The following is a 14,993-nucleotide window of genomic DNA, read 5'->3' as shown; positions in this document are numbered from 1 at the left end:
GAGAGAGCCGACGCGGCGGATCCGCGCCGACTTGGAGGTCAGGCTATCACGGCGACCGCGAATCGCCAAGCGGAGCGTTACTTTTCGTTGGGCGAGTGTCCGGGTGGCTCAACCGCGGCCGCGCAGCGAAATCCGACGGTGGGTGAGCGATTGCCCGGCGGCGCTCCTCCTCGCGTCGCGGTACGGAGCATGATCGCCCTGCTCTTCCATGAGCCGCCCCGGACGCTCTTGTAGCGCCCGCTCGTGGGGCCGGGAGGATTGCGCTCCGGCATGTAGGCGTAGTAATCGAAGCCGAACCAATCCTGCACCCATTCGGCGACGTTTCCGGCTGAATGGTGAATGCCGTACGGGCTGCGACCGCTGTCCAGGGAATCGACCGGCGCGAGAATGGGAATCTCGTGAACGTGATGCTGATCGAACATCGCAAGCCGGCCGTCGGGCGGCTGTGATCCCCAGGGGAACAGGTTGCCGTCTTCGCCGCGCGCGCTTTTTTCCCATTCCGCTTCCGTCGGCAGCCGCTTTCCCTTGGAGGCGCACCAATCACTGGCTTCGTACCACGTGACGTAGAGCGCAGGCCAGCGGCTCAACGTATGGTCCGAAATGGAATGGACGGTGATGACGTGCCAGATCAATTTCTGCAACTCTTCGGAGGGACTTTGTTTGCGATGCTGCAAAAAAAGGAGATATTCGCCCAGGCTCACCTCGTCCCGATCCATGGCGTAGGCATCGAGCCATACGCGCTGCTGGGGAAGCTCCGTATCGTCGAATTGAGTCCAGAGCCCGTAGGGGTCGTCGTCGATCCGCTTGCTGCCGAGCAGAAACTGACCTGCCGGAATCACGACCGTCGGCGACGGAACGGCCAGCGCCGCAATCGCGGCGAGATGCCGGGAGAGTTCCGCAGAGGGGCCGTGTTTCGCGGCCGAGACGGGAAGCGTGCACAGCGCCAGGGCGACTGTGAAGCAGACGAGCCGGAAAGAAGGCATTACGTTTTGCTTGGCGCGGCCAGGGCCTTGCTGATCTCGCCGATGAGCCGCCGTTCGATCTCGGCGGTTTCGTCGGCGCTGACGCTCAGGATTCGCCCGCCTTGGGCCAGTTTCTCGAAATCGGCCTTGACGGTCAGGCGGGTCAGGTTGGTCGGCTGAGCCTGAAGCGATACGACGTATTGGTTGCGGAAGCCGGCCACTTCCAGCGACACGGGATTGGAGACTTTGCGTTCCGTCACGTAGACGGCCTTCTGTTCCGTTCTGACGCTGACCTTGACCTGATAGCCGTTTCGGCCCAAGGCGTCCTCCACGGTTTTCGCGACGGTGCTCAAGGGATGCGGCGTGTCATCCATTTGCGAGCCCTTCGTGTCTACATGGATGCTCTGCGCGGCCTGCTCGACGGCCGTCCGTTTGATGTCCGCCGTCAGTTTTCTGGCCTGGATCAATTGCGTGTCCAGTTGGTCGGCCGCCGCCCTGGCTTCGGATTTCGCACTGTCGGCGGCTTTCTTGGCGTCACGAAGCTCCTGATTGAGCAGATCGATCTGCTGCTGCATCACCTTGTTGCCGTCCTGCAATGACGACACGAGAGATTCCTGCCTGGCCAGTTGCTTCTTGAGTTGATCGTTGTCCGCCCGAAGCGGCGAATCGTCCGGCTTGCAGCCGGACAGCGTCACGAGGCCGACGGTGAGGAGCATCATCAGCGTCCGACGAACGAGAGGGCGGTCGCGCATCACTCGGTACTCCTTCCCGTGCTTCTTGGGGGCGATTATCCATGCTTCATCGGCACTTGTCCATGAGGATTCTCGAATCGTCGCCGTTTGACCCTCCGGTATTGCGCAGGCTATCCTCAACCGAGAGGAAGAAGAGAGTTGGAGCAGACCGCGCCATGGCCGATTTCATCCGCAAAACGTTTTCCGTGCCGCCTCTCGGATGCAATTGCTCGATCCTGGGAGATCCCGTCTCACGGCAGGCTATCGTCGTCGATCCGGGTGGCGCCCATGAACGCATCCTGAGCGAGGTCCGCCAGCTGGGTCTGTCGGTCGCCGTGGTTCTCCACACGCACGCGCACTTCGATCATTTCCTCGCCTCCGGCGAGATCAAGAAGGCGACAGGCGCCGCGCTCTGCCTGCACCCGGCGGATCGTGAGTTATGGACCATGCTCGACGTGCAATGCCGGATGTTCGGCGTTCCCTATGTACCCGTTCCGCCGCCGGACCATTGGCTGCAGGACGAGGAGAAGATCGCATTCGGTTCCGAGACGGCAGTGGCCCTCCATACGCCCGGTCATACGCCGGGATCCATGAGTTTTCATCTCCCGGGTCAGAAACTCGTCCTGGCCGGCGACACATTGTTCCGCGGCAGCATCGGGCGAACGGATCTGTGGGGTGGGGACTTCGACACCATCGAACGGTCGATTCGGGAGCGGCTGTACACGCTGGAGGACGGGACGGTCGTGGTGACCGGACACGGAGCGGAAACCGAAATCGGCTGGGAAAAACAGTCCAACCAGTTTATCCGCGAGTGACGACGCGACAGGGAGGTCGAATGCCGGGTCCGGGCGGGCCACATTCGGATGGCTGGTGATCCGCCTGGGGAGGGCAGCACAAGAGATTTCGGGCCGACGGATGTGATGGCGAGTGAGGAGGTTCGACTGGAGGAGGTGTCCAATGATCAGAAGTATTCTGTTCACCCTCTTATTGGCAGGCGCCGGCTGGTCTATCGCTCTTGCGGAAGAGGCCTCGTCGAAATCCTCCGAGCCGGTCAAGATTGCCGACGTGAAGGTGCGCCTGTCCGATCACGGACCGGTCGTCCTGTTGCAGGCGGAAGGAAAGGCGATTCCGATCTTCGTCGATCTGACCGTAGCCTTGTCGATTCAGGGCGCGCTTAATCATGAAAAACTTTCCCGTCCCCTGACGCATGACCTGATGCATACGATCCTCGAGTCCTACGGTGGAACGGTCACCCAGACGATCATCACCCTGAAGGACGGCACGTACTACGGGGCGCTGACGGTGGCCGTCAGAGGGGATACGAAGGTGTTCGACAGCCGCTCGTCGGATTCGATCGCGCTCGCCATTCACTTCAACGCGCCGATCATCGTCAGCCGGGAGTTGCTCGATTCGGCCGGTCGAACGGTGGAAGCCCCGAAGCGCGAAGACTTGTGACGGCTACTCGTTCGCCATCCGCTCCTTGAGCCGTTCCAACCGCCGCTCGGTCGAGCGCTTGATAAACTCCATGTTTTGAGCGAGATGTTGCTCCGCCGTTAGCTGCCCCGCCTCCCGGCGCCGTTGCTGTTCCAAGCCGAATTGCGCGATGGCCGGCCCGTCCTCCCGATTCAGTCCCTTCCAAATGTCGGCGCAGCGGGCTTGCTTGGCCGGCGGATATCGATCGCACGGTGGATCGGCCGCCTCGACGCTGCGGGCGACGCAGCTCAGCAGACCAATCAGGGCGATGATTCGAACGGTCCGGCGTCGCGACGAAAACCGCGCGACAGTATGGAGTGTCTGGAATGGCGGCCTGGGCGAAGGCATGGCGGACTAGATCCGCATGGCCTCGGTGACGTCGTGCAGGGTGGCCTTGGCGACCTCTCCGGCCTTGCGGCTCCCTTCTTCGACGATCTCCTCGAGGCGGGATGGGTCTTTTGTGAGGGCGGTACGGGCCTCCCAGATCGGCGTCATCCGTTCGACCAGCCGGTCGGCGACGAGTTTCTTGCAATCGATGCAGCCGATCGCCGCCGTGCGGCACTCCCGGTTGATCTGCTCGATGACCGGAAGGGGTGAGAAAATTTTGTGGAAGTCAAAGACCGGGCACACATCGGGATTGCCCGGATCATGGCGCCGGACGCGGGCCGGATCGGTCATCATCGTCTTTAATTTCTGGCGCACGACCGGTTCGGTGTCGGAGAGATTGATGGTGTTGCCGTAGCTCTTGCTCATCTTTCTGCCGTCGGTGCCCAGGACTTTGGGAAACTTGGTCAGGAGTTCCATCGGTTCCGGGAACACGGGACGGTAGAGACTATTGAATCGCCTGGCCAATTCCCGGGTCAGTTCCAGGTGCGGGAGCTGGTCCTTGCCGACCGGCACGAAGTCCGGCTTGTACAGGAGGATGTCGGCGGCCTGAAGGACCGGGTAGCCGAGAAAGCCGTAGGTGCTGAGATCCTTCTCTTTGATTTCTTCCTGTTTCTCCTTGTAGGTCGGATTTCGTTCGAGCCAGGACACCGGAATGATCATCGAGAAGAGGAGATGCAGCACGGCGTGCTCGGGGATTCGGGACTGGACGAAGACCGTGGAGCGGACCGGATCGATGCCGACCGCCAGCCAATCGATCAATAGTTCGCGCACGAATTCCCGGATCCGGCTGGTGTCCGCATAGTTGGACGAGAGGGCGTGCCAGTCGGCGACGAAGAAGTAACACTCATGCTGATCTTGCAGCGCTTTCCAGTTTTCCAGCGCGCCGAGGTAATTCCCCAAGTGCAACAATCCGCTCGGCTGCATGCCGCTGAGCACCCGTTTCCTGCCGGTCATTGAGCGGATCCTCCTGTGCTGAGGCCCAGAGCAGTCGAGAGCAACGTTCCCGAAAGGCCCGTGGCGAAGACGCTCGAAATCGTATGGATGACGCGGAGCTCCTTATCGAACACCAGCAGGCCGACCAGAATCAACATGCCGTACGGCTCGAGGCGCGCCAGCGCCATGGCGGGCTGGGGCGGAAGCAGGCTGACGAGAATGCGTCCCCCGTCGAGCGGGGGGATCGGAATCAAATTGAACAGGCCCAGAAACACGTTGATGAGCACCGAATAGAATGCCATGACGGCGATGGGCAGGAGAAACATCGAGCCGGCTCCCGCGTCGGGAGCGTCGGCGCCCCGGGATTCGCCGCGGATGGAAAGCCCGGGATCCAGGGTCAAAATCGCGGTAAGCGCCAGCGCGCTGACGACGGCCAGTGCGAGGTTCATTCCCGGCCCCGCCGCCGCCACGAGGGCCATGTCTCTACGAGGGCGGCTCATGTTTCTGGGATCGATCGGTACCGGCTTGGCCCATCCGAGCAGAAAGCCTCCGGGCAGCATCAGACAGAGCAACGGCATGAGGATCGTTCCAAACGGATCGATGTGCGCCAGCGGATTCAAGGTGAGCCGTCCCTGGAGTTTGGCGGTCGGATCTCCGCACTTGTCGGCCATCCATCCGTGCGCGTACTCGTGCAGGACCATGGCAAACAACAAGGGAAGTCCCATGTACGAAATCTGATAGAGAATGTGGCCGATGCCGTTCATGTCGATCAGTCGCCGTCCGTATGCGTTATACCAGCCCGTCCGTCTAATCTACCTGGACGAAACGACCGCGCTTGACTTGAATGAGAAAGAGCGGTCGATTGAGCGAACCGTCGGCCAAAAAGGCGGCCGGTCCGCCCAGTGCGGGGAGATCCGGCTGCGACACCAGGAAATCCTTCACCGCCTCGCCGGAGGCGGCGCCCTTTCTGACGGCTTCGAGTACGAACCGAGCGGCGTCGTATCCCTGCATGGCGAAGAGGGTGGGGACGGTTTGAAACCTTTTCTTGTATTGCTCGACGAACTCCTGAACGTTCGGATTGGGACTGTCGACGAAAAAGCCGTCCACGAACACGGACCCGTCGATCGATTGATCGGCGGTCCGGGCGAAATCCGGCACGTTCCATCCGTTGCTGCCGAGAAACGGAACCTTCATGTCGTGAAAATTCAATTGCGCGGCGATCAGGCCCACGTCCGCCGCCCGCCCTGGAATATAGATCGCGTCGAACCCCGGGGTATAGAGGACTTTCTTGTCCATCTTCGTGGACTTCCCGCCGAGCTTTGTCTGATCCACGGGGACCGAGAGGCCGTATTTTTTGAGGTCTTCGGCCTTCATCCGTTTGAGTTGAGGGCTGAGGTCGCTCTCGCCTTCCTTGTATGATTCGATGGCGATGATCTCGCCGTCGTGCGAGTGAATCTCCTGGGCGAACCAGCGGGCCAGTTCACGCCCGTAGGCCGTGTCGGGATGCAGGATGCAGAAGCGGCGGAATCCCTGCTCGCCCACCGCATAGGCCGCGATGCGCTTGGCCTGCAGTTGATAGGTCAGCGCCGTGCTGAAGGTATAGCCGCCGAGACGACGGACGTTCGGAAGCGTGGCCGTCGGAGTCAGCAGCGGAATGTGCGCGCGTTCCGCCAATTCCGCCATGACGGGAAGGTTTTTCGACAAGAGGGGACCGATGACCGCGATGGGCCGATCGTTCGCCAGCATCGCGCCGAGGTCGTCGATGAACGAGCCGTGCTCCGCCTCGGGATCCTTGACCAGCAACCCCACCGACGGCCCCCCGGCGTGCCCGCCGTACGACGCCATCGCGAGTTCGATCCCGCTCAGGACGTCGTTCGAGAACGGGGCCAGTTTGCCGGAAAGCGGAAGCACCGTGGCGATCAAGAACTGATTCGATTTCAGTTTGGTCTGCAGCGACGCGAGCAGGTCGGTGGCCTTGGCCGCGTAGGGATGGACGGGAAAATTCGCGAGGAACTGCTGTATCTGCCTGGCGGCCTGATGCTCTTCCCCGCGGCTGAGATACAATTCGATCAGCCGGATCGATGCCAGGTCGCCAGGAAAACTCCTGGGGTACGCCTCCCGGATTCGTTCCAGCGCCTTCTTATCGAACGACTCGTTGATCACGGTACGGATCTGGCCGCGGATTTCGTCCGCCTGGTCGTTCGTGCTCAGCGCGATCTGCTCCAGCCAGGCCTGGATGGCGCGGGAATACTCCTTCTTCTGGAGATACAGCTCTCCGCTGATATGGACCGCCTCGCGTTTCGCGGTTTCGTCCTGCGTGAGGGTGCGGACTCCCGTCAGGATGGGAAACGCCAGGTCGGGATTTCCCATGGCCGCGTGAGTTCGGGCCAGCAGCAACTTCCCCCGGTCGCTCACTTCGGAATTGGGAAATTCCGTCTGCAATTGCTGCAGGTACCTGAGACTCTCGGGGTATTGCTGTGAGCCGTACAATGCGGCGGCAAGCAAGAGATACGTGTCGTCGAGAAGGTCGGGCTTGGGCGTGGTGGCAAGGAATCGACGGAGCAGCGTGACGGCTTCTTCGGCTTGTCCTTGATCGATCAGTCGCTTGGCCTGGTTCAGCGTGGGATGATTGGCCGGTGCGTTCTTGCCGGCCTCGGTCTTCGCCGCGTCCGTCTTCCCGGCAGGCGCTTTCCCGGCCGGCGCCGGAAGCGCCGACGTGGACACGAGCAGCAGGCTCGCCAGTGCCGCGGTGCAGCAGAACAGCCGGCGCACTCCGTCCTCGGATGCGACGAACGTTTCGACGCGGGAGCGGAGCCACGTGTGAAGAAGTCGGAGAGTCACGGTCGGTCGCGGACTACAAGGAACTGATTTCGGTAAAAGTTGAGTACTATCGGAAACCCTGAGGGGTGTCAAGGTTGTCCGCTGTCGGCTCCCCTGTCAAAAGTTTCGACCATTGGCTATCATCAACGTCATGAACGTCATGGCGACCGATCCGTTGGTGGAACGATATCTGAATCATCTTCGGATCGAGGGTGGATTGGCGCGCAATACCATCGAGTCCTACCGGCGCGATCTGGCGAAGTTTCAATCGTACCTCGCGCGCGAGGGCGTCCCGGCGTTGGAACGGGTGACGTCCGCGAGTCTGCGGAAATTCCTGGCGGTACTCCGGGCAGCCAAGCTCTCCTCTCCTTCGTCGGCTCGTTGTCTCTCGGCGGTACGGGGTTGGCTCCGGTTTCTTCGGGTGGAGCAGTTGATCGAACACGATCCCGCCGCAGGGGTCGCCGTGGGCCGTCCGGGGCTGCGCTTGCCGCGAACGCTCTCGCGGGACGAGGTGACGGCACTGCTCGATCTGCCTCCGCAGCCCAGTCTGGAAGATGCGCGCGACCGAACGATGACCGAGGTGCTGTATGCCACCGGACTTCGCGTGACGGAATTGGTGAAAGTCGAAGCGGCGCAGGTCGACTTGGCGGTCGGATGCCTGCGGGTCACCGGCAAGGGATCGAAACAACGGTTGGTGCCGATGGGAGAGACGGCGCGCCGGCTGCTGCAGCAATATGTGGATGATGTGCGCCCGCAATTGCTCAAGACGCGCAGGTCCCGGCACCTGTTCGTGTCGAGGCGCGGGGGAGCGATGAGCCGGCAGGGGTTCTGGAAAATGCTGAAGCTCCGGGCGAGGCGGGCGGGTATTCAGCATGCCGTCTCGCCTCACGTGCTCCGGCACTCCTTCGCCACGCACTTGCTGGAAGGGGGCGCGGACCTGCGGGCCGTTCAAGCGTTTCTGGGGCACGCGAATATCGCCACCACGCAGATCTATACGCACGTGGAACGGGAACGACTGAAAGCCGTCCATACACGATATTTCCCTCGACGCGCGCGGTGATTCGGCTGCAGGAATTTTCGACTGTACTTCAAAAAAAGGACTGCAAGAAGAGTGCGCGATATGGTTGACAAGAGTAGACGGACTTGGTAGCATCCGCCAGCTTACTTAGAAAAATCGGGCGGATAGCTCAGTTGGGAGAGCGCTGCCCTTACAAGGCAGAGGTCACAGGTTCGATCCCTGTTCCGCCTACCAACAATAGGGCGGTTGCAGGTGAGACATGACACGTACGACAGCGTTATAAAAATTGTCGATTGGACCAGCCGCTACACATAGTCTTGTCAGCCAGATCTTCCGCCATCAGTAGAGTCACGTGGGGCCGTCGTTCAGCCTGGTTAGGACGCCAGATTGTCAATCTGGAGGTCGCGGGTTCAAATCCCGTCGGCCCCGCCATTTTTCGAGTCAGCCTGTGTGTGTTGAGGAGGACGTGCCTGCGACAGGCTATTCCGTTGGGTTCGGTCCGGCGCATGTCTCGCGGTCGAACGTCTCCGGCCTCCGAGTGATCCCCGGCAACGACTACAATCCATACGTGTGTTGGCAAACAGGCCGCGGTCCGGGAAAGGTATAGGCACATGTTTCAAGCGGGATTGACAGGGGCGGTCGGTACGCTCGGGACGGTCTCCAAAGTCGTCCTGTTGCTGTTGTTCGTGTTCTCCGTGATCTCATGGGCCATCATCTTCGCGAAGTGGCGGGCCTTTCGCTCTGCGGATCGGGGAGACAAGCAGTTCATGAATCTTCTGGCCAAGTCTCATGACTTGAACGAACTGTACCGCCAGGTTCGCCATTTGCCGGCCAGCCCGTCGGCGGCCGTCTTCGAAGGGGTGATGGATCGCTTGGCCGGTGCGCGCGCAGAGGGCCAGGATGGGTCCGCGCCCATCGACCGGCACCTGGTCGAGCGCAGCGCCGCACATTTGTCTCAAAGCCAGCTGTCCAAGCTCGAATCGGCGCTGCCGTTTCTGGCGACGACCGGCAACATCACTCCGTTCGTCGGATTGCTGGGAACCGTCATGGGCATCATCGACGCGTTTCGTGAAATCGGATCGCAAGGAACCGCCAGCATCGCCGCAGTGGCCCCGGGAGTGTCGGAGGCCCTCGTCGCGACCGCGGCCGGTTTATTCACCGCGATTCCCGCAGTCATCGCCTACAACTATTTTCTGACACGCATCAGGCGGACGGCGTTCCGCCTCGACACCGTGGCGATCGAGCTGCTGGGTGCGGTGCCTTCTCCCGCTCCGAAGTCCGCACCGGTCCCCGTGGGGGCCCAGCGGTGATGTTCGAATCCCGGCAGCGGCGCTTCATGGCGGAGATCAACGTGATCCCGCTGGTCGACGTCGTCTTGGTCCTGCTCGTGATCTTCATGGTCACGGCGCCGATGCTGTATCGCGGCATGGACATCAAGTTGCCGACGTCCGCCACGAACACCATCAAGCCTGAGATGCGGAAGGTCCTGACCATCGAAAAGGACCAGCGGCTCTATCTCGACAAGGACGCGGTCGGGGTGGCGCAGTTGGAGCAAAAACTGAAGGCGTTGAAACGGGATCATCCCGACGTATCGCTGTATTTGCGGGCCGACCGCGACGTGCCGTACGGAGTGGTCGTTCAGGTCATGGATGGCGTGAAGAAGGCGGGTATCGAGAAGATCGGGATGGTCACGGATCCGACGGGTCCCGAGCGCGTGACGGAGACCGTCACGTCGGGACAACCACCGCGCAAGAATTAGCCAGGAGTTCACCGGGTCGTATGTCGGCTCAAGCGCACGTCCATCCTGTTCAATGGTTTGACGCCGAGGAGCAGGACAAGCTTTTTTTGAAGCTGAAGCGCGCGCTGGCGGCCTCGTTCGTCCTGCATGTCGTCCTCCTGCTCGTCGTGGCAGGGCTTCGTCTTCCGCAACACGGGGAGCGTCCGTTGTCCTCGATGGAAGTGTCGCTGGTCAGCGTGCCGGCTCCGGTTCAGCAGGTGGAAGCCTCAAAGCCCGTCGTCCAGCCGAAACCATCGGAGCCGCGCCGTGCGCCGGCTCCGCCCGTCAAGCAGGTCGCGCCGGCTCCCGTACCCGTCCCGCCGGCCCCCCGCGCCTCCGTCGCACCGAATCCGGCACCGCCCGCTCCCGCTGTCCCAGTCTCGCCGATTCCTGCACCGACTCCGCCCGCGCCGGTCGCGGCCCCGGTTCGCCAAAGCATCGCCAAGGATATTTTGCGGGATCTTCAACTGCCCCCGGATGCACCGAAACTTGGCGAATTGACTCCGGCCAAGGCGGTTGCGCAGCCGCAGCCTCAGGCCCCGATCCCCAAAGTGAAGCTTCCGGATTTGCCCCGCATACCCGACACCATGCCGGACCGGGTCGTGAAAGCGCACCAACAGACGCCGCAGACGTCGCTGAGCGAGGATCAGAACCGGGAACTGGAGGAAGAACTGAAAAAGGTGAAACACTTCCAGCCGGCCGCCAAATTGGAGACACCCAAGGAGGTCCCGGTCAAGGTGACGCCTCCGCCGCAGGAAGCCTCCGTGCCGGTGGCCAAGGTCGCGCCGCAGACGATGCTGAAAGCGTCCGGGGCGTCCGGCACCAATCCGTTTTGGGCAAGAGTGGAAGCCATTATCAAGAGCAACTGGGAGCCGCCTCCCGTTGACGCCACCGGCAGCACGTACAGCGTCGTGGTGAAGTTCCGTTTTTACCGCAACGGCACGGTCAAGGACATCGGCATCGAGCATTCGTCCGGAAACGACTATTTTGATATGGCGGGGCAGCGGGCCGTGCAAAAGCCCCGTGCTTTTCCTCCGTTTCCTTCGGAAATGACCGAGGCCTATCAGGACGTGGAGATGGTGTTTCGCGTAGGAGAGGCACTGGGATGATTGTCATGAAACTGGCCGGCGCGACGCTGGCCGTGCTGATTCTCGCGGCCGGTGCCGTGGGGATATTGGAATCGGGAGCAGCCGACGTCTTCTTGGAGGCGACACGGCCCGACTTTCAGAAAATTTCGCTGGGCATACTGGGAATCCACAACGGAGGCGGTCCCGAGTGGCTCGGCGGACGGTTGGAAGAGGTCCTGAAAAAGGACGTGAAGCGCTCGCTGATCTTCGAATTGGTGGATCTTCCCAGTTTGGGCATCAAGGCTCGCGACGTGGGAAACGGCACGGGCAGCGCATCCGCGGCGGTCTTCAAGCAGGCGGCCGAGAACGGAGTCTCGGTGCTCGTCTGGGGCAAAGCGGCGCAGAAGGACGGGGAGAAGGACGCGGACGTCAACATGGAAGGGTTCGTCTACGACAGCGGCAGCGACGAGGTCGTGGGTGGAAAACGCTACGCCGGCTCACCCTCCGTGGTCCGATTGATGGCCCATCGATTTGCGGACGAACTGGTCTTCCGTTATACGGGCGAGCCGGGAATCGCCAGAACGAAGATTGCCTACGTGTCGGCACAGGGAGCCGCGCGCGAGCTGTACGTGATGGACTATGACGGTTACGATGCCCGTCAATTGACGGCGGACGGTTTTCTCAATTTGATGCCGCGATGGTCGCCCGATCGCCGGTTCCTTGTCTTCACGGCCTATCGGGACCGCAACACCCAGGATATCGACATGATCGAGTTGGCGACCGGCAAGCGATGGACGATTTTCTCCCAGGGAGGGCTGAATATCACCCCGGCTCTATCGCCCGACGGAAATTTCCTGGCGTTTGCGTCCAGTCATGAAGGCAATTCCGAGATCTATCGTCTGGATACCAGGACCAAAATTAACCAGCGTTTGACGGTGAACCCTTCGGGAGACCTGTCTCCCTCGTGGTCGCCTACTGGTAGGGAACTTGCTTTTGTCTCGGATCGTGGAGGCGGACCCCAAGTGTTCCTCATGAGCGCCGACGGATCCAATGTGCGGCGGTTGACGTTCGAAGGGGATTACAATGCCGCCCCAGCTTGGTCGCCGAGGGGCAATTGGATCGCGTATGTTTGCCGAACACCCCGAAAGGAATATAAGCTGTGCGTCATTACTCCTGACGGGCAGAAGCGCATGCAATTGACTACAGGGCCCGGGGTGGACGACTCGCCTTCCTGGTCCCCGGACGGCCGGCATTTGGTTTTCAGTTCGTCGGCGGACGGGAAGAGCCACATCTACATGATCGATTCGGACGGCAAGAACTTGGAGCGCCTGACGTTCGAAGGGACACATAACAGTGCGCCGTCCTGGTCGCCTGCGTCCTGAGGATCGTCCGGAACTTCGGCGGCTTATAGGTGACACCAACTTTCAAAGAGGAGACTGCACCCATGCGTACGATGTCTAAGAGATTTCCCATCGCCTTACTCGCGATCGCGATGCTGGTCGGCCCGGCCGGTTGCGCGAAGAAGGGCGTTCAGTCGGCGGGAGACCAAACCGCACAGCAGAGCGCGGCAAAGAGCGGGGCGGCCGGAACCGGTTCCGGCTCCTCCAGCAGCATGAAATCGGGAGTGGGAAGTTTTCCCGATACGAGCATGCAATCGGGGAGCGGGGGGCTGAAGGGGTTGGATAAAAATCCGTCGGAAGAACGTCTTGGCGGCGGTCCTGGCGGCAGTTCGGGCAACGGGCCGGGCGGCCAAGGTAGCCAGGGCGGGCCGGGCAGCGGGACGTTGCTGGCCAAGGCGGATCCGTCGGAAAGTGCGGGACATCAGCTTGACGAGATCAGGGCGGAACAGGCCGCGTCCGCGGCGGCGGGTCTGCGGGACGTCTTTTTCGGTTATGATAGCTGGACGATTTCGGAAGAAGGCCGCCAATCGCTCGGCCGCGATGCCGATTGGCTGAAATCCAACCCGGGCGCGATGCTCAAGGTGGAAGGCCATTGCGATGAGCGTGGAACCGCCGCGTACAACCTGGTGTTGGGAGAGAAGCGGGCCAAAGCGGTGCGGAATTATCTGGTGGAACTGGGCATCGGCGCCAACCGGTTGTCGGTCGTCTCCTACGGCAAGGAGCGGCCGTTCTGCAACGACCATGCGGAAGCGTGCTACCAACAGAACCGACGCGGTCACCTGGTGGTCCGAACAGGAAAGTAGTTCTGTGCCCCGCCGAGCAGGATCTTCGCGCCGACCGGAGACGGACGAATCGAAGAGGGGATCGTCACAATGAAGCCTGAAGCGAGCCTCATGCGGATGTGGACGGCAGCGGGCGGCGTGGTGTGGGCGCTGGGCATGGGTGGTTGTGTCGCGCAGCAGGCGGACTTGAAGACCACGGAGCGTCAACTGCAGAAGAGCATCAAGCAGTCGAACGAAGAACTGGCGCAGCGAGGCGCGCAGCAACGGCAGGAATTGGAAGAAATCAAGGGGCAGGAGATTCCGCGGCTGCGAGGCGATCTGGACCGGGTGCAGCACGCGACTCAGGATCTCCAAGGTAAACAGGAGGATTTGAAGCAGCGCTCGGCCGGGTTGGAACAGCAGACCAAGAAGTTGGATCAGAAGCTGGACCATTGGGCCAAGAATCTGGAAACGGAAAACACCGCCCGATATTCGCAGCTTCGGGAAAGCCTCAATGCGCAGGACACGAAGAGCAAGACTGATCGGGACCAGTTGCGCACCGAGGTCAACAACCGACTCGACGAAATCAACCGGCAGATGGAACTGTTGCGAAAAGACATCATCGAGGTGGTGCAAAAATCCAACACCACCTTGGCGAAAAGCGTGGATGTCAAACTGGACGAGCAGCGCAAGGCGGTGACGGAGAATCAGGCCCGTACGGAGCAACTGGCGACCAAGTTCACCCAGTTCAGTCAGGCTTTGACCGGGTTTCGGGAATCGCTGACGGGCTTGAACGAGCGGGTGGGACAAGAGGAACAGGCCAGCCGCACGATGGCATCGAAGGTGGAAGCCGATGGCAAGGCCTCCACGACGCATATCAACGAAACGACCAAAGCGGTGACCGGCCATTTGAATGAAGTGAACAAGAGCGTCGCATCGGTTGCCCAAAAACTGGCGACCCGTTTGGATGAACAGGACCAGCGGCTCGACACGTTGACTAGGTCGTTGGATCAGGTATCGCAGGAGGTCAAGGCTCAAGGGGTGGTGAGGAATGGGCAACGCCCGCAGGTCGCCAGTTCGACGCCTCAGCGGTCCGCGGTCGTTCCGGTTCCCGTTCCCGTGCCCGGTCAGGAGGGCGCCTCGCAACAGGAGAGAGAAACCGTCACGGCGTCCGTCCCGCCTCAAGACACGGAGCAGAGCGCGCCGGCCGTTGATCGTTCGGCTGTGTCTGAGGAATCGGAAGAAGCCCAAAAACCCGCGGCAAACCGGACGTCCGATCGCCCGGACAAGGCGGAATACGAGCGGCTACTCGGGTTGTTCCGGGATGGAGACCTGGACGGGGCACGCCGGGGCTTCACGGCCTTCCTGAGCCAATATCCCAACTCGGACCTTGCGCCCAACGCTCGGTATTGGCTCGGAGAATCCCATTACGGCAAAAAGGATTACAAGCAGGCGATCGATGCGTATGATCGCGTTGAAATGGATTATCCGCAGAGCGAAAAGGTTCCCGCGGCGATTCTCAAGAAGGGATACGCCTACCTGGCGTTGAAAGACAAGAAACGCGCGTCCTCGGCGTTCAAGCAAGTGGTGACCTTGTATCCAAAAAGTCTGGAGGCCGGCAAGGCATACGACAAGCTGGCCCAGTTGAAGGAGACCCGATAACG

15 protein-coding genes and 2 tRNA genes are annotated in these 14,993 nt (G+C 61.3%); 11 read left to right on the top strand and 6 right to left on the bottom strand.

What is annotated here, in order from left to right; genetic code table 11:
* Window positions 1–77: 77 nt before the first annotated feature.
* Both NSJP_RS00920 and NSJP_RS00915 read right to left on the bottom strand, forming a co-directional pair.
* Window positions 78–983, bottom strand: coding sequence for a formylglycine-generating enzyme family protein (locus NSJP_RS00920; RefSeq protein WP_080885069.1), 906 nt, complete (start codon window positions 981–983; stop codon window positions 78–80).
* Window positions 983–1,714: a hypothetical protein gene (locus NSJP_RS00915; protein ID WP_080885068.1), complete on the bottom strand. Its 732-nt coding sequence runs from the start codon at window positions 1,712–1,714 to the stop codon at window positions 983–985. Before NSJP_RS00915 ends, NSJP_RS00920 begins: the two co-directional genes overlap by 1 nt.
* A 155-nt stretch (window positions 1,715–1,869) precedes the next feature.
* Here NSJP_RS00915 and NSJP_RS00910 point away from each other — a divergent pair, with 155 nt between their 5' ends.
* Both NSJP_RS00910 and NSJP_RS00905 read left to right on the top strand, forming a co-directional pair.
* A complete protein-coding gene (locus NSJP_RS00910) occupies window positions 1,870–2,508 on the top strand; it encodes an MBL fold metallo-hydrolase (protein ID WP_080885067.1) in 639 nt (212 codons plus the stop codon).
* A gap of 142 nt (window positions 2,509–2,650) precedes the next feature.
* Window positions 2,651–3,148, top strand: a complete 498-nt coding sequence (locus tag NSJP_RS00905) for a bifunctional nuclease family protein (protein WP_080885066.1) — start codon at window positions 2,651–2,653, stop codon at window positions 3,146–3,148.
* A 3-nt stretch (window positions 3,149–3,151) separates the two neighbouring features.
* On the opposite strand, the gene NSJP_RS00900 is transcribed toward NSJP_RS00905, so the two are convergent.
* The 4 genes from NSJP_RS00900 to NSJP_RS00885 are packed head-to-tail and all read right to left on the bottom strand — an operon-like array spanning window position 3,152 to window position 7,327.
* Window positions 3,152–3,514 carry a hypothetical protein gene (locus NSJP_RS00900; protein WP_080885065.1) on the bottom strand — a complete coding sequence of 121 codons (363 nt, stop codon included), beginning with the start codon at window positions 3,512–3,514 and terminating at the stop codon, window positions 3,152–3,154.
* Window positions 3,515–3,520: 6 nt separating this feature from the next.
* Window positions 3,521–4,507 carry a tryptophan--tRNA ligase gene (trpS, locus tag NSJP_RS00895; RefSeq protein WP_080885064.1) on the bottom strand — a complete coding sequence of 329 codons (987 nt, stop codon included), beginning with the start codon at window positions 4,505–4,507 and terminating at the stop codon, window positions 3,521–3,523.
* Window positions 4,504–5,250 (bottom strand): site-2 protease family protein, encoded by a 747-nt coding sequence (locus NSJP_RS00890; protein WP_080885063.1) that lies wholly within the window; start codon window positions 5,248–5,250, stop codon window positions 4,504–4,506. The genes trpS and NSJP_RS00890 overlap by 4 nt, the downstream gene beginning before the upstream one ends.
* Before the next feature lie 43 nt (window positions 5,251–5,293).
* Window positions 5,294–7,327 carry a penicillin-binding protein activator gene (locus tag NSJP_RS00885; RefSeq protein ID WP_172834064.1) on the bottom strand — a complete coding sequence of 678 codons (2,034 nt, stop codon included), beginning with the start codon at window positions 7,325–7,327 and terminating at the stop codon, window positions 5,294–5,296.
* A gap of 112 nt (window positions 7,328–7,439) precedes the next feature.
* Here NSJP_RS00885 and xerD point away from each other — a divergent pair, with 112 nt between their 5' ends.
* The 9 genes from xerD (at window position 7,440) to ybgF (ending at window position 14,991) form a co-directional block, all read left to right on the top strand.
* On the top strand, window positions 7,440–8,366 hold the full coding sequence (xerD, locus tag NSJP_RS00880) for a site-specific tyrosine recombinase XerD (protein WP_197685453.1): 927 nt from the start codon (window positions 7,440–7,442) through the stop codon (window positions 8,364–8,366).
* Window positions 8,367–8,482: 116 nt separating this feature from the next.
* Window positions 8,483–8,558 (top strand) — tRNA-Val (locus NSJP_RS00875).
* Window positions 8,559–8,678: 120 nt separating this feature from the next.
* Window positions 8,679–8,756: transfer RNA gene (locus tag NSJP_RS00870), tRNA-Asp, on the top strand.
* Between the two features lie 179 nt (window positions 8,757–8,935).
* Window positions 8,936–9,634, top strand: coding sequence for a MotA/TolQ/ExbB proton channel family protein (locus NSJP_RS00865; protein ID WP_080885060.1), 699 nt, complete (start codon window positions 8,936–8,938; stop codon window positions 9,632–9,634).
* Complete coding sequence (locus tag NSJP_RS00860; RefSeq protein ID WP_080885059.1) at window positions 9,634–10,083, top strand: ExbD/TolR family protein; 450 nt, start codon at window positions 9,634–9,636, stop codon at window positions 10,081–10,083. The genes NSJP_RS00865 and NSJP_RS00860 overlap by 1 nt, the downstream gene beginning before the upstream one ends.
* A 20-nt stretch (window positions 10,084–10,103) precedes the next feature.
* Window positions 10,104–11,210 (top strand): energy transducer TonB, encoded by a 1,107-nt coding sequence (locus tag NSJP_RS00855; RefSeq protein ID WP_080885058.1) that lies wholly within the window; start codon window positions 10,104–10,106, stop codon window positions 11,208–11,210.
* Window positions 11,207–12,550, top strand: coding sequence for a Tol-Pal system beta propeller repeat protein TolB (tolB, locus tag NSJP_RS00850; RefSeq protein WP_080885057.1), 1,344 nt, complete (start codon window positions 11,207–11,209; stop codon window positions 12,548–12,550). Before NSJP_RS00855 ends, tolB begins: the two co-directional genes overlap by 4 nt.
* Window positions 12,551–12,612: 62 nt before the next feature.
* Window positions 12,613–13,371 carry an OmpA family protein gene (locus tag NSJP_RS00845; protein WP_080885056.1) on the top strand — a complete coding sequence of 253 codons (759 nt, stop codon included), beginning with the start codon at window positions 12,613–12,615 and terminating at the stop codon, window positions 13,369–13,371.
* Between the two features lie 69 nt (window positions 13,372–13,440).
* Window positions 13,441–14,991, top strand: coding sequence for a tol-pal system protein YbgF (gene ybgF, locus NSJP_RS00840; protein ID WP_080885055.1), 1,551 nt, complete (start codon window positions 13,441–13,443; stop codon window positions 14,989–14,991).
* Window positions 14,992–14,993: the final 2 nt, after the last annotated feature.

This window comes from Nitrospira japonica, assembly GCF_900169565.1.
Lineage (GTDB): Bacteria > Nitrospirota > Nitrospiria > Nitrospirales > Nitrospiraceae > Nitrospira_C > Nitrospira_C japonica_A.
Note: the sequence above shows the minus strand (reverse complement) of the source record. Positions and strands in the feature narration are given on the sequence as shown.

Excerpts from the sequence above, each read along its gene's own strand:
- NSJP_RS00920 (WP_080885069.1), bottom strand. The coding sequence starts at position 983 with ATGCCTTCTTTCCGGCTCGTCTGCTTCACAGTCGCCCTGGCGCTGTGC.
- NSJP_RS00915 (WP_080885068.1), bottom strand. The coding sequence starts at position 1,714 with ATGCGCGACCGCCCTCTCGTTCGTCGGACGCTGATGATGCTCCTCACC.
- NSJP_RS00910 (WP_080885067.1), top strand. The coding sequence starts at position 1,870 with ATGGCCGATTTCATCCGCAAAACGTTTTCCGTGCCGCCTCTCGGATGC.
- NSJP_RS00905 (WP_080885066.1), top strand. The coding sequence starts at position 2,651 with ATGATCAGAAGTATTCTGTTCACCCTCTTATTGGCAGGCGCCGGCTGG.
- NSJP_RS00900 (WP_080885065.1), bottom strand. The coding sequence starts at position 3,514 with ATGCCTTCGCCCAGGCCGCCATTCCAGACACTCCATACTGTCGCGCGG.
- trpS (WP_080885064.1), bottom strand. The coding sequence starts at position 4,507 with ATGACCGGCAGGAAACGGGTGCTCAGCGGCATGCAGCCGAGCGGATTG.
- NSJP_RS00890 (WP_080885063.1), bottom strand. The coding sequence starts at position 5,250 with ATGAACGGCATCGGCCACATTCTCTATCAGATTTCGTACATGGGACTT.
- NSJP_RS00865 (WP_080885060.1), top strand. The coding sequence starts at position 8,936 with ATGTTTCAAGCGGGATTGACAGGGGCGGTCGGTACGCTCGGGACGGTC.
- NSJP_RS00860 (WP_080885059.1), top strand. The coding sequence starts at position 9,634 with ATGTTCGAATCCCGGCAGCGGCGCTTCATGGCGGAGATCAACGTGATC.
- NSJP_RS00855 (WP_080885058.1), top strand. The coding sequence starts at position 10,104 with ATGTCGGCTCAAGCGCACGTCCATCCTGTTCAATGGTTTGACGCCGAG.
- tolB (WP_080885057.1), top strand. The coding sequence starts at position 11,207 with ATGATTGTCATGAAACTGGCCGGCGCGACGCTGGCCGTGCTGATTCTC.
- NSJP_RS00845 (WP_080885056.1), top strand. The coding sequence starts at position 12,613 with ATGCGTACGATGTCTAAGAGATTTCCCATCGCCTTACTCGCGATCGCG.
- ybgF (WP_080885055.1), top strand. The coding sequence starts at position 13,441 with ATGAAGCCTGAAGCGAGCCTCATGCGGATGTGGACGGCAGCGGGCGGC.